Below are 22,918 nucleotides of genomic sequence, written 5' to 3' on the forward strand. Positions count from 1 at the left end.
CCTAAACTCAAAAAAGTCTGGAGGAAGTGGACATGTATAAATTTAACCTGAAGAAAGTCGTGATTTCGGCCACCGCCGTCACCGCCCTGAGCGCCGGAGCTGCCGCAGCACAGGAGGCCTGTAGCAACTATACCGTCGCGGATGGTGACACGATGGCGACCATCGCCATCGCGGCTTATGGCACCTCGAACTATCAGCCGATCTTCAACGCCAACCGCAACATCATCACCAACCCAAACGCGCTGGCGCCTGGATTGGTTCTGTCCTTGCCCTGTGAAGACGGCAGTCTGCCGAATGGCCAGTCAGCACAGGAACTGATCGCAGCAGAAGAAAAGCGTGCGGCCAGTGTGAAACGTTCGAACGTCTACGCCCCGCCAATCAAGCTGGTAGCGGGTAACGGATGGGAGCCATTCACGACCGAAAGTCTGAGTGGTGGTGGGATCATGACCCGCCTGGCGACCACAAGTCTTCAGCGTGCCGGCAACAGCCGTGATTTCTCGGTCAGCTTTGTCGACGACTGGACTTCGCATTTGGAAACTCTCTTGCCGCTCGGCGCATTCGACATCTCGATCGCCTGGACAGTTCCAGATTGTACAAATCACACCTATGAGTGGTCTGCAGCGACTGAATCCCGGTGCAACGAGTTTGTTGCTTCGGTTCCGGTCTATGACATCGTCGGCGGTTTCTTCACTCTGCCGGAAAGCGAATACTCACAAGCGACGGCCTTCGAAGACCTCAAAGGTGCAACCCTGTGTCGTATGGACGGCTGGAGCATGGTTGTACTTGAAGAAGTTGGCTTGAATTCCGATAACCTGACGTTGGTTCACCCCAGCTCGGCCCGCGAGTGTCTGGATGCCGTTTTGACCGGCTCAGCCGATGTGGCCGCGTTCGAGGTCGATCTTTTCGCCGCAACCATGAAGGACATGGGCCTGACCTCGGAAGATATCGTAGAAAACCCCTATGTTTCCACGCTGTCCTCGATGAGCTTCCTTGCTCACCGCACCAACCCGTTTGCACGTGAATACATCGCTATGGTCAACAAGGGCCTGAACGAAATGCGTGAATCCGGCGAATGGTACGCGATCATCTCGGACACGCTGCGTGAACAGAACGAAAAGCTGAACGCCGCGTCGAACTAATACCGATACATATGAACAGTCGCAGGGCCGGTCTTTGGACCGGCCCTGTCTTTTTTCAAGATCCAAAGATTTTTGCGACAAGAATGAGAGTCCGAATAATGGCTGCCGCGGTTTGATGCCTAAAAGGGCCGACCTTCCCTTCGAAGCCGAAACAACTTGGTCCCGGTGGCACTATCTGCTGGCGTTTGATCCAAAAGACTCGACTCTGTAAAAGCGGAAGCATAAAAAGAACAAATCAAGAACATATTGGTATCTGGCATGTTCGATGGAATGCAGCGTCGCGTCGTTTCATTGTGGTTTCCTCGGTTGGCAAGCGACCGGGTTCTGCGTCGACGCCTGGTGAATGGGCCCTTTGTCCTGACGCTCAAACAACAGAATGCCAATCGTATTTATTGCCTGAACGCTCAGGCTGCGGAACAGGGGCTGCATCAGGGCATGTCCTATGCGGATGCGCGCGCCTTTTGCCCCGCTTTGCAAAGCTGCACAGCCGATCCTCAGGCCGATATGCGTTTCCTGCACATCCTGCGTCGCTGGGCAACGCGCTATTGCCCCTGGGTGGGGATGGAAGGCGAGGATGGGCTGGTGCTTGACGTCACCGGGTCAGCCCATCTCTTTGGCGGCGAAGAGGCGATGTTGGCTGATATGCGCGGACGGTTTGCGCGCGCAGGGCTCTGGGTGCAGATCGGGTTGGGGGATACGCGCGGTGCGGCTTGGGCGCTTGCCCGTTATAACGAGGGGGTCGCAGCCTCTGGCAATATGCTGACGGCCCTAAAGTTGCTGCCGGTGGCGGCCTTGCGTCTGGATGAGAAGACCTCGGTCGCCTTACAGCGCATGGGCCTGCGCAAAATTGGTACATTGGCGGCAGCACCGCGCGCACCGCTGACACGGCGTTTTGGTCCCGGTCTGCTGCTCAGGCTGGATCAGGCTCTGGGCGCGCAACCCGAAGCAATCACGCCGCTGTCCGATCCCCCCCATTACGCGGTGCGCATGACCCTGCCGGACCCCATCGGATTACTGTCGGACGTGATGGCTGGTACCGAACGGCTGTTGGCCCAGCTCTGCGCCAAGCTGAAGGCGCAAGAGATGGGCGCCCGGAAACTTTGCATGACATTGCGTCGGGTGGACCAGGACTGCCAGCTGGTTGAACTGCGTCTGGCCCGACCTCTGCGCGATCCTCAGCGTATCCTGTCTTTGTTCGAACGCGGTTTGGGGGAAATAGATGCTGGCTTTGGCATTGATCAAATGCGGTTGGAGGCTACCGGGGTTGAAGCGCTGCCAGTACAACAAATCAGCCATGTGTCGGACCACAGCAAGAGCCGGCTGGATGATCTGATCACCCGGCTGGGCACCCGGGTCGGGCTGGAGAACATTCAACGTTTCCTACCTGCGGACAGCCATATTCCCGAGCACAGTTTCATCATCGCGGCCGCCGCCTATTCCAGCCCCTCCAGCGGGTGGAGCAGCCTGAACCCACGACCGCTCTGCCTGTTTCCACCCGAACCGATTGCGGCAACCGGCCCACATCCGCCCGCGCGGTTCCGCTGGAGACGCATGCCCCTGACAACCGGCCATGCCACGGGCCCCGAACGCATCGCGCCCGAGTGGTGGCATCAGGATGAAAGCTGGCGGTCCGGTCTGCGGGATTACTGGCGGGTGGAAACCACGCAGGGGCGCAGGCTCTGGCTGTTTTACACGCCTCAGAATCCGGGCTGGTTTGTACAGGGAGAGTTCGCATGATCACAGCAAACCGCCCGACAGACGCCCTGCACCGCCATATGCCAAAGCCCCATGCACAGGGGCTGGGTTATGCCGAACTCTGTGTCACCACGAATTTCACCTTTCTGACCGGGGCCTCCCACCCCGAAGAGCTTGTCCTGCGCGCCGCCGAGCTGGGATTGTCGGCAATAGCTATCACGGATCACAATTCGTTGGCAGGGGTTGTGCGCGCATGGTCGGCACTGCGAGAGCTTAAACGACAGACCAAACAGCCCCTTCAAATCAGATCTGAATATCGGGTTGATTCCTCCTCCCGGCAAGAGGTTGGCCACAGGCAGGCGCTTCCGAAACCGGACTGTACTGTTCTGCCTAAACTAATTACTGGCTGCCGGCTGCTGCTGCGCGACAGTGCGGTAGATTGGGTGGCGTTGCCCTGTGATCTGGCAGCCTACAAACGCTTGGCCCGCCTGCTGACTCTGGGCAAACGGCGTACAGATAAGGGCGATTGCGAGCTCTATACGCAAGACATGCTGACGGCTTGCAAGGGCATGATCCTGATCGCCCTGCCCCAGACCACCCTGTCAGAGGCCGCATCAGATATTCAGACCGTGCGACGGCGCTTTCCCAATCATGTTTTTCTGGGCGCTGTTCCGCGCTATGACGGCAGCGATCAGGCCTACCTGGCCGAATGCGCCCAACTGGCCCAGAAGAGCTGCGCCCCCATGGTGGCGGTCGGGGATGTTCTGATGCACCGCGCCCACCGCAAGCAACTGGCCGATACCCTGACCTGCATGCGCGAAAATATTACGATTGATCAGATCGGTACACGCGCATTGGCCAATGCCGAACGCCGCCTCAAATCCGGCCATGATCTGGTCCGGCTGTTCCGCCATCACCCCAGCGCCTTGCGGCGCACGATGGAGATTGCCGACAGGTGCAGCTTTGATCTGGCGGAGCTTTCGTATGAATACCCCGATGAGATTGCAAGCGGGGAACATCCGCAAACGCGTCTGGAACGTCTGGCACACGAAGGGTTGCAGCGCCGGTACCCCGAAGGGCCGCCCGACACGGTGGTCGGGCTGATGCGCAAGGAACTGGCGGTGGTCGCGGATCTGCAGTTTCCCGCTTATTTCCTGACTGTACATGACATCGTACAATATGCCCGGTCGCAGGGCATTCTGTGTCAGGGGCGCGGGTCCGCGGCCAATTCGGTGCTCTGTTACCTCTTGGGCATCACGGATGTCAGCCCCAACCAGATCGCCATGGTCTTTGAACGGTTCGTGTCCAGATACCGGGGCGAGCCGCCGGATATTGATGTCGATTTCGAGCATGAGCGGCGTGAGGAGGTGATCCAGTGGATTTACGAGAAATATGGCCGCGAACGTGCTGGTCTTTGCGCAACTGTCATCCATTTCCGCACCCGTGCAGCCATTCGCGAGGTGGGCAAGGTCATGGGGCTGTCGCAGGATGTGACCGCTGGGCTGTCGAGCCAGATCTGGGGCATGAGCAATGGCGGCGTTGATCTGGACCGTATTCGCGAGCTGGGGCTGGACCTCAGCGACCGGCGCCTCATGCAAACCATTCATCTGATTGGCGAAATCATCGGCTTTCCCCGCCATCTGTCCCAGCATGTTGGTGGTTTTGTGATCACCAAAGGACGCCTGGACGAGCTTTGCCCGATTGAAAATGCCGCAATGGAAAACCGCACCGTCATCTGCTGGGACAAAGATGATATTGATGCTCTGAACATCCTGAAAGTCGATGTGCTGGGGCTTGGTATGCTCAGTTGTCTGCGCAAATCCTTTGGCCTGCTGCAACAGCATGAAGGCCAGACCCTGAGCATCGCCAAGGTGCCTCAGGACGACACCGCCACATATGACATGCTCTGCCGGGCGGATGCGATCGGCGTCTTTCAGGTCGAAAGTCGGGCGCAGATGAATTTCCTGCCCCGGATGCGCCCCCGCGAGCTTTATGACCTGATAATCGAAGTTGCCATTGTGCGCCCTGGCCCCATTCAAGGGGATATGGTGAAGCCCTATATCCGGCGACGCAATGGGCTGGAAAACCCCGAACCCTTTGGCCCGAAACTGGAACAGGTGACAGCGCGCACATTGGGCGTCCCCCTGTTTCAGGAACAGGCCATGCAGATTGCCGTGGTCGGGGCCGGATTCACGGCGGAAGAGGCCGACCATCTGCGCCGCTCATTGGCCACGTTCCGGCGAATGGGCACAATCGGCACATTCCGGGATAAATTCATCAATGGGATGCTGGGTAACGGCTATGACATCAAAGTAGCTGAGCAGTGTTTTTCCCAGATCGAAGGCTTTGCCGATTACGGGTTCCCGGAAAGCCATGCGGCGGCCTTTGCCATGCTTGCCTATGTCTCGGCCTGGCTGAAACGCCATCACCCGGCGATCTTTGCCTGCGCGCTTTTGAACTCTCAACCCATGGGGTTTTACGCGCCCGCTCAGATCGTGCGCGACGCCCGCGAGCATGGGGTCGAAATCCGCCCTATCTGCGTCAATCATTCCGAGTGGGACAATATACTGGAACGCCGCCCCGATGGCGCGCTGGCGCTGCGGCTGGGATTCCGCCAGATCAAGGGGTTCAGGGAAGAAGACGCCGGCTGGATTGAGGCCGCCCGCGGCAATGGCTATCAGGATCCAGAGGCGCTGTGGCTGCGTGCGGGGCTGCGGCCTGATGTACTGACGCGCTTGGCCGAGGCAGACGCTTTTTCCGATATGGGGCTGACCCGGCGCGATGCACTCTGGCAGGTCAAAGCCATTCAAAGCCCCAAACCTCTGCCCTTGTTCAATGATCCGATTGACGGGGAAACGGTTCACGAACCCCCGGTCAACCTGCCCGCCATGCAGCTGGGCGAAGAGGTGGTCGAGGATTATGTTGCCACCCGCCTGACCCTGCGGGCCCACCCGATGGAACTGCTGCGCCCCTCTCTGCCAGGGCTGACCACACATGTCGCCTTGTTAGAGGTGCCCCTGGGGCGGCACAGCGTTTGTGGTCTGGTTATCACCCGTCAACGGCCGGGCACGGCGTCGGGTATAATTTTCCTGACGCTAGAGGATGAAACCGGGGTCAGCAATGTGGTGGTCTGGCCCAAGGTTTATGAGCGTTTCCGCCGGGCCGTGATGGGCGGGCGCCTGCTGCGGATCACAGGGTATCTGCAGCGTGAAGGGATTATCGTGCACCTGATCGCCCAGGACGTTCAGGACATGTCACATAAGCTTTCCGAATTGGGGCACCCGCAACCAGAGGTCCTAAGCACCGAAGGGTCCCGCACTGATGATACACCGAAGAAATCCCGCTATCCTGCCAGGGCAATGCACCCACGGGATCAGGCAAAGCGGCTGTTTCCAAGCCGGGATTTTCATTGAACCGCACTGCTGCATATCTCTGGCAGGGTCCGCACTGTCGGATTGCCGCAACTCAAAACAATATTGAGGCAAACTCACCCCTACCCCGTTCACAGGGCAAGACACCCTGTGCTAGGTTAAGCACGTATAATTGTTTATGAATTGGTGAGTTTCCCATGGCGCGAAAATGTCTGGCAATCCTGATTACGTCGGCGGGTCGCCGTGTTGGCCTACTGCAATGCTTCAGGGCGGCTGCGGACCGTCTGGATATAGATCTGACCATCATCGCCTGCGACCTGAACCCAGATGAAAGCGCAGCTTGCGCGCTTGCCGATCACGCCGCCGCCGTGCCGCGATGTGACAGCCCCGACTATGCAACCTCGATCCTCGAGATTGTGCGTCAACACGGGGTCAGCTTGGTGATCCCCACAATCGACCCGGAACTGATGCCCCTGGCACAGGCCGCGCCCGCCTTTGCCAATCTGGGCGCGCGAGTCCATGTCTCGCCAGTGAACGTGATTGAGGTTGTCCGGGACAAGCGCCTGACAATCCAGAAACTGTCCGAAGCCGGGGTTCCAGTTCCGCGCACATTGGATCATCAGGAATTGCTAGAGCGGCCACAAGACATCAGTTGGCCCATCTTTGCAAAGCCAAGTGGCGGCAGTGCAAGCCGGGGGCTGGATGTATTCGAAACCCTCGCTGATGTCCCCTCTGAATTCCCCGAACCGATGATCTTTCAGGACAAGCTGAACGGACCGGAATACACAATCAACATGTTTGTAGATGCCTCGGGTCAGCTCTGCACGGTGATCCCGCATCTGCGCATTCAAATTCGCGCCGGTGAGGTTGAAAAGGGTGAAACCAGGCGACGCAATGATCTGCAAACCATCGCCGAAGGCATTGCACAGGCCCTGCCCGATCTGCGCGGTGTCGCCTGTTTTCAGATCATCGATGACCCAGAACATGGCCCCGCAGTGCTTGAGATCAATGCGCGTTTCGGGGGTGGCTACCCTCTGGCCGATCATGCGGGCGCACAGTTCGCACAGTGGCTTTTGGAAGAGGTCGCCGAATTACCGTCAACCGCTCATAACAACTGGCGCGATGGTGTGAAAATGATGCGATATGACAGTGCGGTGTATCAGGGCTGATGCTGGTATTTGATCTGGACGACACCCTGTATCTGGAGCGAGATTTTGCATTTAGCGGCTATAACTGGCTGAACGGTTGGGTCCACGAAAAAACCGGCGCTGAAGGGTTCGGACAACGGTGTCAGGCCGCGTACAATGCGGGGGAAAGACGACGCATATTCAATGTGGCTTGCGCGCAGACCGGCCTTGATGCGACCGATTCTTTCATACAGGACCTGATCACCAGATACCGATCACACCCGCCCCTCATTTCGCTGTGCGAAGACGCCGAGCGGTTTTTGACAAACGCAGATCAGCCGATGGGGTTGATCACCGACGGGCCCGAAAAGATGCAGCGCAACAAGATCGCCGCGCTGGATCTGGACCGCTTTATTGCGCATATCCGCCCGACCGGTGCCTGGCCGGATGGCTACGGGAAACCGCATCCCCGCGCCTATGAAGAGATGGAATTGGCCGCGCAAAACCCGCGCAGAATGGTCTATGTCGCAGACAATCCGGCCAAGGACTTTATCACCCCGAATGCCCGAGGCTGGCGGACGGTTCAAATCCTCCGGCCCGGAGCGGTTCATGATCCTATTCCACCCAGTACCCAGCATACCGCATATGCCACGGTCACCAGCTTAGACCAGCTTACAGAAGTTCTGTCAGACCTTTAGCCGTGCCGGCTTTGGCAGCAACTCCGATTTGCACATTAGCAATCAAAGAATCCCAGTCCGACAGAACATGCTGCGGTTCCAGCCATTCCCTGTTATGGCGCGCATTCTGACGCATTTTATTCAGTAAGGCATCATCCTTTGACAGGCTGAAAATCGCCTTGGTCAGACCGGCAACATCCTCGGCCGGAACAAGCAATCCGTTTTCCCTGTCGCGGATCAATTCCCGTGGCCCATAGGCGCAATCGAACGATATGACCGGCAGACCTGTGACCGTGGCCTCGGCAACTACATTCGGGAACCCTTCAAAGCGAGACGGGAATACAAGAATATCCGCGTCTTGCATCCAGTCTCCGGGTTTTGGGCTGGCGCCGGGCAATGATACTACATCCGATAAATTCGCAGCAGAGATCTGCTGTTCCAACGCGTCGCGCTCTGGGCCCTCGCCAAAGATCGTCAACCGGATGTCTGGGTTGTCGCGCAGCACTTCGGGCATTGCCCGCAGCAGCATATCGAACCCCTTTTGACGATCCAAACGCCCGACAGCCACAAGCCGGGTCTGTCCGGACCCGATGTGGATCCCCCCCAGCGGAGCACATGGATTGGGGATTACACTGGCCTTTGGGATCAGGTCCGCAGGCAAATCCAAACGCGCACGTTCGGTCTGCATGACAATTCCGGATGCCCCCCGCGCAAGCCTGTTCACCGCTTTCAGCCACATGGGATTTCCGCTTTGAACCAGCGGATTGTTCCGCTCAGAGATCACGACGGGCACCCCGGTTCCACGCGCGGCCAACATGGTCAGCACATTCACCTTGGTCAGAAACGAGATGATCAGATCGGGACGCACAGCCCGGATGACCTTGCGAATATGCAAGTAGCGCCGTGCCTGCGTCAGTCGCCGCGAGATCTTTAGCGGCTGAATCATGTGTAAATGCGCGCACTCAGGATAGGCGAAGTAGGAACCAGAATCCTCTGTCGCCATCCCGGCGACGTGAACCTCATCCCCGGCCGAGATTCGATGCGCGGCGATCATTGCGGCGATCTTTTCCGCACCGCCCGCTCCGAACCCAGCTTGCACCAATAACAGTTTCATTTTTCACTCAGCGGCGCTTTTTACACGATCAGCTTGCTGTACCAGATCCAGAGTTTCCGGACGGTTCAACTCTTGTTCGACAATGGGTCGATTCAAGTCTTTGGACTGCAGGAAAATCCGCCCAATATATTCGCCCATTATTCCCAGGAACATCGCATTCAAGGTCATCGACAGCAGCAACAGGATGGTGGTCGTGGCAAAACCGCCCGGCCAGTTCTGGCCAAAGAACAGCTTGCCGATCACATATCCGATCATCAGCAAAAAAGTCCCTGTGCCAACCGTCAGACTAATCATCGAGGCAAGGCGCAAGGGCAGAAGCGAGTGGTTGATCAACCCGTCGACAGCAAGCGACAGCATGGCCCGAAACGGAAATTTCGACTCGCCAGCGGTGCGCGCATTGCGATCATATTCAAAGCCGATCTGGCGGAAACCCATCCCACTGATTAACCCGCGAACATAAGGAGAGCGATCATCGACCCGGCGCAGCTCGTCCAGAATACGCCGGTCAGTCAGCCGAAACTCGCCCGCATTTCTCGGCAAATCATCATTGCTGATCATATCGATCAACGCATAAAAGCCGCGCCGCGCGGCAGCGACGATGGGTCCGTCCGGCAGGCTACGGCGAATGCCGTATACCACGTGATATCCCTGCCGCCAGGTATCCAGCATCTGCGGGATCAGTTCGGGCGGGTCCTGCATGTCGCAATCCAGTTGGATCGAACAGGCCCCGTTTGCGGATCGATAGGCCGTCAGAACTGATGACTGATATCCCATATTGCGGGCAAATCGGATAACCCGGACACGGGGATCAGCAGCAGCAATATCCGACAGGATTTCAAATGTACGATCCGTGGAATGGTTGTCAGTGAAAATGATCTCGGGCTCATAAGAGGGCAGATCGTCAAACACCTTGGTCACACGTTCATAGGCCGTGCGAACGTTATCTTCTTCGTTCAAAGCGGGGATCAGGATTGAAACCAAAGTCACGCGTTCATCTCCGCTTGTTGTGACTGTTTTGTCCATTGAACCGTCCTTTCAAGGCCTTCACGCAAAGCGATTTTTGCCGACCAGCCATAACGTTTCGCCATCTGTGAAGGATCCGAAACCAACAATACCGGGTCATCCTTCGGCGGCGCAGAGGAAACCATATCCGGAGCTGCTCCGGTCAACACCTGCAACTCTCCTGCGACCGCGGCCATATCCGGAGCATCGCCAGTGACAACATTAATGACCGACCCCGCCTTGTCCGGTGCGTCAGCAATCAGCAGCAGCGCTTCGACTATGTCGTCAATATGTATCAGATCACGCCGATCATGTGGACGATGAAGGAAAACCGGGGCTTTCCGCAACAGGCGGCCAATGGCGTGGGGTATGAAGAAATCTTCTGACTGTCCGGGACCATAGGTCAGCGCCAACCGAGCCGTAACAGCCTTGAACGGCAGCCGGGGCTGAGCCATTTCAATATAGTGCGTTCCGGCCACCAGAGAGGCGCCATAGGAATTTCGCGGGTTCTCTCGCGAAGTTTCGACATAGGGCAGCTTGATATCACCATATTCCGCAATGGATCCGGTGCGCACAAACGCTTTGGGCGGCTGATCACAGATGGCCAAAGCCGACAGGATCGCAACCAGCCTCGAGAGATTTTGCAAAATACTGGCATTCAGATCTGCCAGGTCATCAGTCTCGGCAAATTTTGTCTGCGCGGCGGTGTGCAGAACTACCTCGGGTCGGAACGCATTCGCGACGCGTTTGATCGCGGCAACATCCGAATACCCATCGGTGAAAAAGCGGATTCCCGAAGCACCTTGCAAACGGTCCCGAGAGGAACCCGGCCGCGTAAGCACAGCGACCTCATCGCCCCGGGCCAAGCAGGCCCGAACCAGATGAGAGCCAATGAATCCGCTGGCTCCGGTGATCAATACGCGCGTCATTGTTTCCCCTTCAGGGAATAACTACTGGCATTGGCAAAGGCACGATGAACTTGCCGCCAGCGGCTTCGAAATCAGCCATCTGCTCGCGGATTTCGTCAAAGAAGTTCCAGGCCAAAACCAACAGGTAATCAGGTTTGCGTTCCATGACCGCTTCGGGGGCCAATACAGGAATAAGCTTGCCCGGCGAATACAGGCCCTGTTTCAACGTGTTCCGGTCAACCAAAAAATCCAGAGTTTCCGTGCCGATATCAAAGTAGTTCAACAGCGTGTTACCCTTAGCGGGCGCGCCGTAGCCAGCGATCGTTTTACCCGATGCCTTGAGGTCGGCCAGCATGGAAACAAGGCTGTCCTGCATCGCGTGAACACGCTCGGCAAATGCTTCGTATGCCTCTTTGTTGGTCATACCTGCGGCATCTTCGTCAGCCAGCATATCAGCAACAATCGGCGCCGGGGTTTTGTTCAGCGCGGCGGGTTGCATGAACACGCGCATCGAACCGCCATGAACCGGCAGTTTTGTGACATCCACTACATCGAGTCCAACGGACTGGCCCAGTTTGACGACGGACAGAAGGCTCAGTTCAGAGACATGTTCGTGATAAACATTGTCGAACTCGTTGGTCTCGAGGATCATCTTGCCCCAAGGCACTTCGATGATGAAGACGCCGTCATCTGTCAACAGGTCCAGAACACCTTCGGTAAAGCCGTGCAGATCGTCTATATGGTTGAAGGTATTGGTCGTCGTGATGACGCTGGCCGGCCCTTCGGTTTCACGAATCTGCTGCGCGGTGGCGCGGTTGAAAAAGTCCACATGGACCCGAACGCCCCGTTCGCCGGCAATCTTGGCAAGGTTGGCCGCCGGGTCGATGCCCAATGTGCGCCCGCCCTGATCATTGGCATGGGACAGCATCAGACCGTCATTACAACCGATATCAATGATCAGCCCACCTTGCGCACGCTCTACCGCGACCGAGGCGAGTTCGGCGAAATGTGTATGCATTGTTGCCGCACCGGACGGGACATAAAGATAGTCCGTAAAGAAATCAGCAGGCACCTGATCTGCAACCTGGATCAAGCCACAATCCAGACAGGCCTGAGTATTCAGCGGGAAAGCCGGTTGCGGAACATCCTTTTGCTCGGGCCGTGCGAACATATTGGCGGGCGGGTGATCGCCCATCGGCAGCACAAGCATAAGGTTGGCAGACCGGCAGGTCCGGCAGGTCGTGCGAACAGACGTATTGATGCTTTGATCGTTCATCAGACCAGTGCTCCTTGGAATTTCAATGCAAATTCTTCAAATTTTGCATGCATATAATCGATTTGCGCTTGTATCAGACCATGGTGACAAGCCAGCAAGATACCCCCGCGCATAACCGCATCGGAATTGGGATAGCCCGCGGGATCTGCTCGGTATTCTACTTGCTTCATGGCAGGCTGACGCAGAATGTTTCCGGTAAAGACGGGCCGAGTTTGAATGTCCGAAGTCTCAAGGAATATCTGCATCTCGCGCCGTGTGAATGGGGCACCTTCGCGCAATGTCAGCGGGAAGGCCAGCCAACCGGTGCGCGAGTTCGGCAGTTGTTCAGGCAGGATGAACCAGTCTTCATAGCGGGCAAAAAAGGCGCGATGAGCAGCGAAGGCCTCTTCGCGCACGCGGATGTTGTTGTCCAGTTTGCTCAGCTGCACCAACCCGAATGCCGCGCTGATTTCCGAAGGTTCAACGTTATAGCCAAGATCCTCGAACAGAAATTTGGCATCATACTCGATCCCGTCCAGTTTGACGTTGAACCGGTTCTCGATGGCCTCGGATTCCACAAACAGCGAGGACGACCGCCCCCAGGACCTCAGCAAAAGCGCCTTGCGGCCAAGCTCTTCGTCATTCACGCACAACATGCCGCCATTCCCGGCGCCATTGATGACGTGGCTGCCGTAAAAGCTGGTGGTAGAGACGTCGGAATAGACGCCCGTGCTTGTACCGTCGATGGTCGCGCCCAGCGTGTCGGCGCTGTCTTCAATCACCTTCAGGCCATGCGCATCGGCCAGCTCGCGGATACGGCGCCAATCTGGCAGGTTTCCAATCAGTGACGGGATCATGACGGCAGATGTATTTGGCGTGATCATGCGTTCGATCGCGTCTACGTCGATATTATAGGTCCCGACCGCGGCATCCACAAAGGTCGGGATCAGGCCCTGACGGACAAGCGGAGCAACCGTCGTGGCAAAAGTCAGGGCCGGAGTGATAACTTCGCTGCCCTTTGGCAAGTCCAGAATCTCGACCGCGAGGTAGTTCGCCGATGACCCCGAGTTCACCATGATGCCGTGGCGTTTGGAAAACAAAGCAGCCACTTTTTCCTGCATCTCGCGCACTTTGGGGCCCATCTGGGTGGACGTTTTCAGAACTTCGACAACCGCGTCGATCTCTTCCTGGCCATGCACGGTTTGACCGTAATTCACTCGCATTATTCTTTTCTCCTCAATAACCCGCTATTGCGCGGCGACCGGAGCCCGGTCGAAATCCCGTGAAGACATCAGGTCACTGTAGAACCCGATCTGATTGTTTGTGATCCCACCCATCTCCGCACCGGCGGCATGGGCCTTGTACCAGTCTACTGTCAGGCGAACGGCTTCGGGCAATGTCAGTTGCGGACGCCAACCCAATCCCGTTTGCGCCTTAGTGCTGTCCAGTCGAAGAATACCTGCCTCATGCGGCGCGGCAGATGTCTGTTCAGCAGACGCCATCGAAAACTGTGGAGCTCCGTCGCCCCAGGCATCCTGCATCAAGGTTGCCAACTGCCGGACATCCACCGTCCCCGACACATCAGGGCCAAAATTCCAGGCGCCAGCAAAGCTTTGCCCATCCCGATACATTCGCGCGGCCAAGGCCAGATAGCCCGACAGCGGTTCAAGAACATGCTGCCAGGGGCGCACGCTGAGCGGGTTGCGGATAACCACCGGTTCGCCCGCCTCGGATGCGCGGATCACGTCGGGGATAAGCCGATCTTCGCCCCAGTCGCCCCCTCCGAACACATTCCCGGCCCGGACTGTTGCAAGTTGCGGCCCATCCGCTGATGAAAAGAAGGAATGACCATAAGATTGCGCCACTAGCTCGGTACAGCCCTTCGAGGCGCTATATGGGTCCCTGCCGCCCATCGGATCGTTTTCGCGATAACCCCAGGTCCATTCCTTGTTGTCGTAACATTTGTCACTGGTGACAACGACCACCGCCTTCAGTGAGCGCATCCCCAAAGCGGCATCCAGAACATGGGCCGTTCCAGATACATTGGTCGCAAAGGTTTCGGCAGGATCCCTATAGGACCGGCGCACCAAAGGCTGTGCAGCCATGTGGAACACGATTTCAGTGTCCACCCCTGACAGTGTATCCAGCACCGCCTGACGATTGCGGATATCCGCAATCCGGCTGTCGGTCAGCCCGTCAACAGAACAGGCATCAAAGAATGAATGCCCCTGTTCGGGAGGCAATGACAAGCCTGTCACCTCTGCCCCCAGACGCCTCAGCCATGCACAAATCCACCCGCCCTTGAATCCGGTATGCCCGGTCACAAGAACACGGCGGCCGGCAAAAACGCCATCAAACTGAGAATTGACCTGCCCGCTCACGGTTCACCTCATATCGCCAGAGCTGGGTAGCTCTTGCCCGAACCTTCGTTGAAATTAAGCCAGGGCGGCGTTTCACCTTCGCACAGACCGTCCAGGGTATTCCTGTCGCGCAGGGTATCCATCGGGTGCCAAAACCCATCATGGCGATAGGCCATCAACTCTCCGTCGCGGGCCATCTGGGTCAGCGGGGTCTGTTCCAGCGGCTCATTGTCATCAACCATATAGTCCAAGACGCCCGGCTCGAAGACGAAGAAGCCGCCATTGATCCAGGTTTCGCGATTGCGGACCTTTTCGGTGAAGGCGTCAACCCTGTCGCCCTTGAGCTCGATGTTACCAAACCGCGCCGGGGGCTGAACCGCAGTTACGGTCGCGAGCTTGCCGTGTGATTTGTGGAAATCAATCAGTGCATTGATGTCGATATTTCCCACGCCGTCCGAATAGGTGCACATGAACGGCTCATCAGGAGTCAGCCAATCCTTGAGCCGACGGATACGACCACTGGTCATGGTATGCGCACCGGTGTCGACCACTGACACATTCCACCCGCCCGGAGCAGAAGGGACCAGTTGCAATTCCCCAGTGTCCAACGATACCGATATATTGTTGGCGATCAGGTGATAATTGGCAAAGAACTGCTTCAGCAGCAATGCTTTGTACCCGGCAGCCACAACAAAATCACGATGCCCGAAATGGCTGTAGATATCCATCACGCGTGCGATGATCGGACGCCCGCCCACTTCAACCATGGGCTTGGGAATGGAAACCGTTTCTTCGGCCAGACGCGAGCCTAGTCCACCAGCCAGAAGTACCGTTTTCATTGTCTATCCTTCCTTTATTCGATCAATAGAATTGATGGTCATGTGAATGGGCCCGCCCAGGAAAAATATAGGCAGGTTGAGTCGCGCAGGCACTGGTCATTGTTCAGCCCCTGCAGCTTTCAAGTATACCACACCTTGGCCGTAGCGGTTGTTCAGACCTGATAATTCGACTGGGCGGTAGTTGTTTGCCCGCGCATAGCTCAACAATGGGGCTTCCAGAACGGAATCGTATCCAAGCAGGAAAGCCGAAGGCGGGTTATCTGCAAACAGGGCCGGTAAGTCGTTGGCGCCTGCCATCACGTATTTGCCGGCAAGTTCCGGATCCGTGAAGGGTGCAATTCGGTAAGCGAATGGCCCCGTTGCAAATTCTGGATAAACGCTCAGGCCCGCCTCAAGCGGATAGATCGGCAGCAAAGTCGCGACCGGACCATCAGGCAGTGCGCTGCCTGCCACCGCATCCCGCAGGACAGCGCCGGAACCGGCAAAACGGGCAGAGGTGAACTTCGAAGGCTCTGTCAGCGAGACCAGGCCCATACCGATACGCGGGAGTCCCAGGATGACCATCAAGACAATACCTGCCGCAAGCACAGGCACTGCCTCGTGCCGCCGTGGCGGGTCAAGCCGACGGAACAGAACCGCGAGCAGCAGAGGCAGACAGACCAGAGGCTGGATATAATATTGCGGAAAACCGGGCGTTGGGACAAAAGCCATTGAGGCAGTCAGGATAATGATCGCCAGAACAACACCACCATGCCGCAGTTGCGAGGGCTGCATTTCGTCGACACGCGCACCACCACGCAGGATAATCCAAAGCACGGACAGAATGGCCATAACCATCACCAGGCCCACTCCGGCCACCCATGCCGAATGGGCCAGCATCAACTTGCCCGACAATCTCAGGGCCAGCCCCGGTTCTGTTGCGGCGTTGGCCTCCCAATAGGCGACATGTGGTCCGGTGTGAAACCCCAAGACATGCGCCAGAAAGACGCCCGGATCAGCGAGCAGGAAGGCAAACAGGGGCAAGGCCCCGATCAACCCTCCGATCAGCAGCGGCAGGACCACGGCTTTCAGTCGTCGTGCCATCGAAACATCCGCAGGCAACAAGAATGCGGCAAGAGCAATCGGCGGAATAAACAGTACCGCACTGACCTTCATCCCCGCCGCAATAGACAATGCGACGCCCGATAGGACCAGCGTCAAAAATCGCGGCGCGGGCTTTGACGTCTCGATCAAAAACAGGCCAAGCCCGATGACCGCAAATGGCAGTGGCAACAGATTGTTGGTTGCGGCCATACCGGCACCGGTCAGAAACAGCTCGCATGTCACGATGCCGATAACTGAAAAGACGGCGAGAACCGGCGATCCCGACAAGCGCAGCGTTACCCAGCCAGTCGCAGCGATCAATCCAAGCCAGGCCAGAAACAGGCCGATCCGAGCGGACCCCAACAGGCCGAACTCATCGAACAGAATGCCGGACCCAAGATAATACCACGCCGAATAAGGGACGTGATTGTAGAAGAAGTCCGAATAAAGCTCCCACTCTCCGAGCAAACGTGCCGGAGGGACGAACATCAGCTCATCCCGGCGCAGATCATAGGTCATCAGGCGGCCGAACAAACCGGCAATCAGCAACACAAGCCCCAGACCAGCGGTCACGATCCCAAGCATAGCACCCATGCGCGTACTTGACGGGGTGGTGCCCTTAAAGCTTGATATTCTCGCATCGCTCATCTCAGCCCCTCCGATCCAACGCCTGACCCCGGCCAAGCGCACGCGAAATCATGAGGTAAGACAATATGACAACCGGCCCCAATGCGACCGCCTGTGCCAGATAGGGATCAAGCCCAACCTGCATCAAACCGCGCAAAAGCAGCGCATTCACAAAATACAGCACGACATAAGACATCGCATATAGCGGGAAACGGCGGTATCCTTGCACGCCAAAGACAAACCGGGCGTGGATACAAAAATTCCAGATCACACCCAAAATAAACTGAAGCAGAAGCGCAAGCTGTGGATGCATGCCCGCAAAAATCAAAAGGGCAAACACGCTGTAGCCAAACGCCGTGTTGATCAGGCCGGCCCAGATAAACCGTACCACCTGCGCACGTTCCTCTGACGGCGCAAAAGCCGAGCGTATATTAAGCCTCGCCATCAAATGTTGGCCCTTTCGGCGGAAATATTAAACACAGAAACCAAATTCGGCAAAATAACCGACACCAGAAAAAACAATGCTAAATCAGCTGCCAGCGGGCAGCAGTTCCGGGTTTTCTCCTTCAGACTGACTGACCGCATTTGCTGCGTTTGTGCCAGCGCTTTTGAAAATGGGCTTAGACGAGAATTCCGAAATCGGAACCGGACGCAGGCCATTTGCACCATACCCTGGCACGAGCTCTTTCAGCAGGCGCTTGGCTGCCAGTTCGTCACCTTCTGCCGCAGCCTGTTCCAGTTTCCGGATCATGGCGCGCAGGCGGGCGACGGGAATGCCCTCGGGCCGCGCGGATCCGACGCCCGGAATGCCACATTCGTGGCGCTTCTCAGACGCATCAAACAATTCCTCGAACAGCTTTTCGCCTGGACGAATACCAATGAATTCGATGTCGATATCCTCATAAGGCTTTAGCCCGGCGAGGCGGATCATCCGTTCGGCCAAATCCACGATCTTGACCGGCCGACCCATATCCAGAACGAAAATCTCTCCGTGGCTGCTTTCCATTTTCAACCCACTGGCGGCCGCAACCAGAGTCAGTTGCACGGCCTCACGGATGGTCATGAAGTACCGTTCCATCCGGGGATCGGTCACGGTCAGCGGACCACCGTTCGAGATTTGACGTTGAAACAGCGGGATTAGCGAGCCCGACGACCCCAGAACATTGCCAAACCGTACAGAGAAGAACCGGGTTTCTTCCTCGGTTCCGTTGGTTACACGGTCCTGCGCCTGAACGTAGAACTCAGCAACGCGCTTGGTTGCACCCATCACATTGGTGGTGTTTACAGCCTTGTCCGTGGAAACCTGTACCATCGCGATGGCACCATAGTTCCGGGCCGCATCCGCGACGTTACGGGTTCCGATCACATTGGTCAAAACGCCCTCGCAGGGGTTCATCTCAACCATCGGAACATGCTTCAGGGCGGCGGCATTGAACACCAGCTCGGGGCGATGACGTTCAAAGATGTCATTCACACGCGACGCATTGCGAATGCTTGCGATATACATCCGCCGGGGAACATCTGGAAAGTTCTGCGACAAATCCATGTCGATGGAATAGGCGTTGAACTCGCAATGGTCGATCATCACCAGTTCCGCCGGATCGAAAGAGGCTATCTGACGTGCAAGTTCGCTACCGATCGAACCACCAGCACCGGTCACTAATACGCGGCGCCCACGGAACATCTCGCGCAACATCGAGCGTTCGACAGCTTTTTGTGGCCGCTCGAGAATTTCTTCCGGGTTGATAATACAACCGTTGGCCGCATCCTGGCCTTCTTCCCCAAGACCCGGCACGCGTGAGACAGCGATACCGTTGGATTCACACCAGCTGGTCAGCTTGCGGATGCCGTCACTTTCAAAATGCGTGATCGGTTCGGTCAGGAACAAGCGTCTGGGCAAATGATCCCAGGCTTTAAGCCGCTCGACCACGCGATCGGCATCCAGAAGAGATCCGATAATCTGAACATCGTGGAAATACAGCCCCATGGTATTGCGCGCATCGTCAATAATGCCCACCGGCTGATACTTGGAATGCGTATTCCGCAAAGACCTGACAAACAGATCACAACTTGCACCCGTGCCAACCAAAAGCACCGGAACCTTGTCCTGATGTTCGGCCATCAACCGCGCATTCTGACGATTCAGCTCACGGCTACGGGCAACTACACGCAGGGCACTGAGCAGAAGGATCATCAAGCCAAGCTGAATAATGAAGGCCGCGAAGGGTACAGCCTTGGTCACTTCGAAAACTGCACTGGCAGCCATGAGGCACAGGACCAACATTGTCGATCCCCGCAGGATCAGACGAATGTCTCGCAGTGATGTCGAGCGTGTGTGGCGCCGGTACATGCCCGCAAGCGGGAAAACCGCCAGTCCAATCAGGCTGGACAAGAGCATCAGCGGGAACATGGCTGGCGCCATCTGTTGCGCTACCGTTCCACCATTCGCAAGATTGATTGCCACTACGGCTGAGAAAGACGAAGCAACAATGTCTCCAAAGACTAATCGATGATTGGCACGCAACTCACTAACAATCTGCGTTTGCCAGCAATGAAAACCCGAAACCATTTACCTCACCCCTTTATCTCATCACCGGCTCAATTCCGGTCGAGAATTACTCGTACATCGTTACCCAACAGGATCCTGCAGCATCAAAACATTGCCACAGCTCCCAACTGATCACTCACAGACCGCTTGCAGCTGTCCTATATAAACCAAAGGCTCGCGATCAAATGATCAACCGAAAGCCTTGTACCCGTATCTTTGTTTTGCCCCCTTCACTTGAGCTTGTCTCAATCGCCCAAGTTGAACACACTCACTTCACTCGTTAATAATAATAATTCGCGCAAGTAACAAAATTGTTCCTCTGGTTCGCCGGTTAGCGCAATTTCTTCAATCTCCTTCAACGCTAACATACGTTTCCGCGCCCTCAAAAGTAATTTCTTCACACTTCATTAACGAATTGCAGCGTTTTCTGAAGTACTCTTTGACTGATATTTTGTTGAGGGTTGCAGAATTTCCTCCCTGTTTCGGCTGACTTGAGCGCCGATTGACCTAGCGTAAACAAGAGAAATGCTAATCTCACGGGGAAAATTACAGTCATTTTCTCAATCCGATGAAATCTTCGGGGGCCGCTGTCCGGGTCTCAATATTGCCCAATCGATCCACAATAAGCCCCTATCGGGGCATTGTGAACCAAGACGCAACAAAGATGACAACTCCTTTCGGCCAATCCTCTAATGAGTCGCAGGCCGGTTTTCCTGACAAAGGCTTTGTGAACTTGGCGCATGCTTGGAAAAATTTCCGCATAGTCAGGGTGCCGGTCAGCTCTGCCGCTTGAATCGAGAATCGATTTGGGATCAACTCAGCCCAGACTTCGTATCAGTGCGCCGGAACTTGGATCCGGCCAGCAGGATGATCCGGAGAGATGTTGGTTCTTGGTTTGATATTCGTAGTTTTCAGCTACAGTTCTTGGGTTTGAATATGAACAGATTTCTCGAAATACTGTGTTGCCTGATCGCGGGCACGATCGCGCTGCCCTTTTTTCTGGCGGGTTGTGTGATTGTGCTGTTTTCGGTTGGGCGGCCTTTGTTTTTTGGCCAACGGCGGGCAGGCTGCAACGGGCGCGTCTTTCGCATCTGGAAGCTGAGAACAATGTCCGACACACGCGATCAAAGCGGGGCTTTGCTGCCAGATTCGGAACGTCAGACAAAAACCACCAAGCTTCTGCGCCGCGTAAGGCTGGATGAGATGCCCCAGCTTGTGATCATCTTGCGCGGAGATATGGCCCTTGTTGGCCCCCGTCCCCTGCTTCCCGAAACCATCGAAGAGTTTGGAGACAATGGGCGGGTGCGCTGCACGGTTCGGCCCGGCCTGACAGGGTGGGCTCAGGTCAGCGGCAATACCGCGCTTTCAAATGACGAGAAGCTAAAGCTGGATCTATGGTATGTCGCGCACCGGTCACTATCGCTTGATCTGAAGATATTGTTCGAAACCATTATGGTAGCCTTGGCCGGAGAGCATAAACGCCCTGACCGAATTCAGGCCGCAGACAACTGGCTGGACAGCCGAAAGGAGACACCTGCATGAAGACGGTATTTGTGGGGGCGGTCGAAGGATCGCATGTCGCCTTATCCGCCATATGTGCCCGAGGGTTTGTACCGGATTTGGTGGTGACACTACCGCCGGACTTGTCCCACCGGCACTCTGATTTTGCAGATCTCAAACCCACTGCAGATCGGTATGATATTCCTGTCCACTATACGGCCAAAAGTGACTCGGCCGGAACAATCAAAACCATTCAAGCCGTAAAACCTGATCTGATACTGGTCATCGGGTGGTCTCAGATATGCGGGCCGGAATTTCGGGCCCAGGCAAAGATCGGATGCGTCGGGTTTCACCCATCCGCTCTGCCCCGTCTGCGCGGGCGCGGTGTAATCCCCTGGACTGTCATATTGGGCGAAACCGATGTAGGCGCGTCATTGTTCTGGCTTGGCGAAGGGGCCGATGACGGCCCGATTGCGGCGCAAGCTCGATATGCGGTCGATCCCGACACGGTAACAGCGCGCGAGCTGTATGACCGGGCGCTTCAGGCCCTGACGCAGCTGCTGCCTCAGCTTTTGACACAAATCTCCGAAGGTGACATCCCGGCGGCGCCGCAACCGGAAACCGGGATCAGCCTTTGTGCGCGGCGGCGGCCCGAGGACGGCCTGATCGACTGGACCAGACCGGCGGCAGAGATTAACCGGTTGATACGCGCAGCCGGGCCGCCCTATCCCGGCGCTTACACGTATTCTGCATCCGGTGAGAAGTTGGTCCTGCTGGGTGTACAGAACACCGCCCTGCAGGGCTACTATATCGGCCTGCCTGGTCAGATACAGGCCATCAAAGGAAACCGGTTTACGGTCGCCTGTGGGGATGGGAAATGTCTGGACATCATAAACTGGACCGGCGCCGATGCGCCGCCCGATCTGCACTCAAAGCTCAGGAATTCCGAATGACAGCGCTGACACCTTTTGACGGACAGGACGGACCGGTACTTGTGGTTGCTCCGCACCCGGATGATGAAGTCCTTGGGGCTGGCGGCACCATCGCACGACTGGCAGATGCAGGTCGCGCAGTCCATATCGCGATTGTCACAACGGGTCGGTCGCCCCGGTTCAGCACGGAACAGATCGCCAATGTACAGGCCGAAGCCCGGGCCGCACATGAGCATCTTGGTGTGACGCATACGCACTGGCTGGACTTCCCTGCCGCCGAACTGGCTGAGCACCCCCATGGTGACCTGAACGCAGGTCTGGGGACGCTGATCCGTGACCTCGACCCAAGTGTCATCCTGGCGCCGCATCCCGGCGACATCCATCTGGACCACCAGTTGAGTTTCCTTTCGACTTTGGTGGCAAGCCGACCTTATCAGGACAAATACCCGACGACGATCGCGGCCTATGAGACGCTGTCCGAGACAAATTGGAACGCGCCATATCTGACGCCGCCGTTCGTGCCAAACATGTTTGTGGACATTTCGGATACATTGGAGCGTAAACTGGAAGCCTTCCAGTTATTTGCAAGCCAGGTCAAACAGCCCCCGCACGAGCGTTCGGTTCAGAGCTTGAAAGCGTTGGCAACTTTGCGTGGCGCGACGGTTCACCGGGCCGCGGCTGAGGGCTTTGTCTTGGTCAGGTCGGTTATCTGACTGACCTGATCGCAAAATCGCCAAGCTG

At 56.7% G+C, this 22,918-nt stretch carries 18 protein-coding genes; 8 read left to right on the plus strand and 10 right to left on the minus strand.

The genetic code is table 11. The features are described from left to right. Window positions 1-32: 32 nt before the first annotated feature. From AC2FLG_RS04360 to AC2FLG_RS04380, 5 genes are all read left to right on the plus strand, one after another. Window positions 33-1,139, plus strand: a complete 1,107-nt coding sequence (locus tag AC2FLG_RS04360) for a transporter substrate-binding domain-containing protein (protein ID WP_142636241.1) — start codon at window positions 33-35, stop codon at window positions 1,137-1,139. A 258-nt stretch (window positions 1,140-1,397) separates the two neighbouring features. Beyond that, entirely contained in the window at window positions 1,398-2,876 is a 1,479-nt protein-coding gene (locus tag AC2FLG_RS04365; RefSeq protein WP_496691622.1) for a Y-family DNA polymerase, read from the plus strand. Next, entirely contained in the window at window positions 2,873-6,247 is a 3,375-nt protein-coding gene (locus tag AC2FLG_RS04370; protein WP_496705130.1) for an error-prone DNA polymerase, read from the plus strand. The genes AC2FLG_RS04365 and AC2FLG_RS04370 overlap by 4 nt, the downstream gene beginning before the upstream one ends. Window positions 6,248-6,402: 155 nt before the next feature. Next, window positions 6,403-7,374, plus strand: coding sequence for an ATP-grasp domain-containing protein (locus AC2FLG_RS04375; protein WP_496705131.1), 972 nt, complete (start codon window positions 6,403-6,405; stop codon window positions 7,372-7,374). Continuing rightward, window positions 7,374-8,030: an HAD family hydrolase gene (locus AC2FLG_RS04380; RefSeq protein WP_496705133.1), complete on the plus strand. Its 657-nt coding sequence runs from the start codon at window positions 7,374-7,376 to the stop codon at window positions 8,028-8,030. Before AC2FLG_RS04375 ends, AC2FLG_RS04380 begins: the two co-directional genes overlap by 1 nt. Here AC2FLG_RS04380 and AC2FLG_RS04385 read toward each other — a convergent pair. From AC2FLG_RS04385 to AC2FLG_RS04430, 10 genes are all read right to left on the minus strand, one after another. Next, window positions 8,005-9,123, minus strand: a complete 1,119-nt coding sequence (locus tag AC2FLG_RS04385) for a glycosyltransferase family 4 protein (protein WP_496691626.1) — start codon at window positions 9,121-9,123, stop codon at window positions 8,005-8,007. The genes AC2FLG_RS04380 and AC2FLG_RS04385 overlap by 26 nt on opposite strands. Before the next feature lie 3 nt (window positions 9,124-9,126). Continuing rightward, window positions 9,127-10,146 (minus strand): glycosyltransferase family 2 protein, encoded by a 1,020-nt coding sequence (locus AC2FLG_RS04390; RefSeq protein WP_185956666.1) that lies wholly within the window; start codon window positions 10,144-10,146, stop codon window positions 9,127-9,129. Then, a complete protein-coding gene (locus tag AC2FLG_RS04395) occupies window positions 10,107-11,054 on the minus strand; it encodes an NAD-dependent epimerase/dehydratase family protein (protein ID WP_496705135.1) in 948 nt (315 codons plus the stop codon). Before AC2FLG_RS04395 ends, AC2FLG_RS04390 begins: the two co-directional genes overlap by 40 nt. Window positions 11,055-11,064: 10 nt before the next feature. Beyond that, complete coding sequence (locus AC2FLG_RS04400; protein WP_496705137.1) at window positions 11,065-12,309, minus strand: class I SAM-dependent methyltransferase; 1,245 nt, start codon at window positions 12,307-12,309, stop codon at window positions 11,065-11,067. Further along, window positions 12,309-13,511, minus strand: coding sequence for a DegT/DnrJ/EryC1/StrS family aminotransferase (locus AC2FLG_RS04405; protein ID WP_142636227.1), 1,203 nt, complete (start codon window positions 13,509-13,511; stop codon window positions 12,309-12,311). The genes AC2FLG_RS04400 and AC2FLG_RS04405 overlap by 1 nt, the downstream gene beginning before the upstream one ends. A gap of 24 nt (window positions 13,512-13,535) precedes the next feature. Next, window positions 13,536-14,669, minus strand: coding sequence for a CDP-glucose 4,6-dehydratase (gene rfbG / locus AC2FLG_RS04410; RefSeq protein ID WP_496705139.1), 1,134 nt, complete (start codon window positions 14,667-14,669; stop codon window positions 13,536-13,538). An 8-nt stretch (window positions 14,670-14,677) separates the two neighbouring features. Beyond that, window positions 14,678-15,487 carry a glucose-1-phosphate cytidylyltransferase gene (rfbF, locus tag AC2FLG_RS04415; RefSeq protein WP_142636222.1) on the minus strand — a complete coding sequence of 270 codons (810 nt, stop codon included), beginning with the start codon at window positions 15,485-15,487 and terminating at the stop codon, window positions 14,678-14,680. A 96-nt stretch (window positions 15,488-15,583) separates the two neighbouring features. After that, a complete protein-coding gene (locus AC2FLG_RS04420; protein ID WP_496705141.1) occupies window positions 15,584-17,218 on the minus strand; it encodes a glycosyltransferase family protein in 1,635 nt (544 codons plus the stop codon). A gap of 1 nt (window position 17,219) precedes the next feature. Continuing rightward, the gene (locus tag AC2FLG_RS04425; protein ID WP_496691638.1) at window positions 17,220-17,642 is read right to left on the minus strand and encodes a GtrA family protein; all 423 of its coding nucleotides are present in this window, start codon (window positions 17,640-17,642) and stop codon (window positions 17,220-17,222) included. A gap of 84 nt (window positions 17,643-17,726) precedes the next feature. Continuing rightward, a complete protein-coding gene (locus AC2FLG_RS04430; protein ID WP_185956665.1) occupies window positions 17,727-19,661 on the minus strand; it encodes a polysaccharide biosynthesis protein in 1,935 nt (644 codons plus the stop codon). Between the two features lie 1,020 nt (window positions 19,662-20,681). Between AC2FLG_RS04430 and AC2FLG_RS04435 the strand changes: the two genes are divergently transcribed. Genes AC2FLG_RS04435 through AC2FLG_RS04445 form a run of 3 tightly spaced genes read left to right on the plus strand, consistent with a single transcriptional unit; the run spans window position 20,682 to window position 22,890 of the window. Continuing rightward, the gene (locus tag AC2FLG_RS04435; protein ID WP_142636214.1) at window positions 20,682-21,287 is read left to right on the plus strand and encodes a sugar transferase; all 606 of its coding nucleotides are present in this window, start codon (window positions 20,682-20,684) and stop codon (window positions 21,285-21,287) included. Further along, window positions 21,284-22,198: a methionyl-tRNA formyltransferase gene (locus AC2FLG_RS04440; RefSeq protein WP_496701909.1), complete on the plus strand. Its 915-nt coding sequence runs from the start codon at window positions 21,284-21,286 to the stop codon at window positions 22,196-22,198. The genes AC2FLG_RS04435 and AC2FLG_RS04440 overlap by 4 nt, the downstream gene beginning before the upstream one ends. Beyond that, window positions 22,195-22,890, plus strand: coding sequence for a PIG-L deacetylase family protein (locus tag AC2FLG_RS04445; protein WP_142636210.1), 696 nt, complete (start codon window positions 22,195-22,197; stop codon window positions 22,888-22,890). Before AC2FLG_RS04440 ends, AC2FLG_RS04445 begins: the two co-directional genes overlap by 4 nt. Window positions 22,891-22,918 lie beyond the last annotated feature (28 nt).

The organism is Ruegeria sp. CDSA193, from assembly GCF_059611885.1.

What these genes read in the sequence shown, in the direction of transcription:
- AC2FLG_RS04360 (WP_142636241.1), top strand. Translation starts at nt 33, where the DNA reads ATGTATAAATTTAACCTGAAGAAAGTCGTGATTTCGGCCACCGCCGTC.
- AC2FLG_RS04365 (WP_496691622.1), top strand. Translation starts at nt 1,398, where the DNA reads ATGTTCGATGGAATGCAGCGTCGCGTCGTTTCATTGTGGTTTCCTCGG.
- AC2FLG_RS04370 (WP_496705130.1), top strand. Translation starts at nt 2,873, where the DNA reads ATGATCACAGCAAACCGCCCGACAGACGCCCTGCACCGCCATATGCCA.
- AC2FLG_RS04375 (WP_496705131.1), top strand. Translation starts at nt 6,403, where the DNA reads ATGGCGCGAAAATGTCTGGCAATCCTGATTACGTCGGCGGGTCGCCGT.
- AC2FLG_RS04380 (WP_496705133.1), top strand. Translation starts at nt 7,374, where the DNA reads ATGCTGGTATTTGATCTGGACGACACCCTGTATCTGGAGCGAGATTTT.
- AC2FLG_RS04385 (WP_496691626.1), bottom strand. Translation starts at nt 9,123, where the DNA reads ATGAAACTGTTATTGGTGCAAGCTGGGTTCGGAGCGGGCGGTGCGGAA.
- AC2FLG_RS04390 (WP_185956666.1), bottom strand. Translation starts at nt 10,146, where the DNA reads ATGGACAAAACAGTCACAACAAGCGGAGATGAACGCGTGACTTTGGTT.
- AC2FLG_RS04395 (WP_496705135.1), bottom strand. Translation starts at nt 11,054, where the DNA reads ATGACGCGCGTATTGATCACCGGAGCCAGCGGATTCATTGGCTCTCAT.
- AC2FLG_RS04400 (WP_496705137.1), bottom strand. Translation starts at nt 12,309, where the DNA reads ATGAACGATCAAAGCATCAATACGTCTGTTCGCACGACCTGCCGGACC.
- AC2FLG_RS04405 (WP_142636227.1), bottom strand. Translation starts at nt 13,511, where the DNA reads ATGCGAGTGAATTACGGTCAAACCGTGCATGGCCAGGAAGAGATCGAC.
- rfbF (WP_142636222.1), bottom strand. Translation starts at nt 15,487, where the DNA reads ATGAAAACGGTACTTCTGGCTGGTGGACTAGGCTCGCGTCTGGCCGAA.
- AC2FLG_RS04420 (WP_496705141.1), bottom strand. Translation starts at nt 17,218, where the DNA reads ATGAGCGATGCGAGAATATCAAGCTTTAAGGGCACCACCCCGTCAAGT.
- AC2FLG_RS04425 (WP_496691638.1), bottom strand. Translation starts at nt 17,642, where the DNA reads ATGGCGAGGCTTAATATACGCTCGGCTTTTGCGCCGTCAGAGGAACGT.
- AC2FLG_RS04435 (WP_142636214.1), top strand. Translation starts at nt 20,682, where the DNA reads ATGAACAGATTTCTCGAAATACTGTGTTGCCTGATCGCGGGCACGATC.
- AC2FLG_RS04440 (WP_496701909.1), top strand. Translation starts at nt 21,284, where the DNA reads ATGAAGACGGTATTTGTGGGGGCGGTCGAAGGATCGCATGTCGCCTTA.
- AC2FLG_RS04445 (WP_142636210.1), top strand. Translation starts at nt 22,195, where the DNA reads ATGACAGCGCTGACACCTTTTGACGGACAGGACGGACCGGTACTTGTG.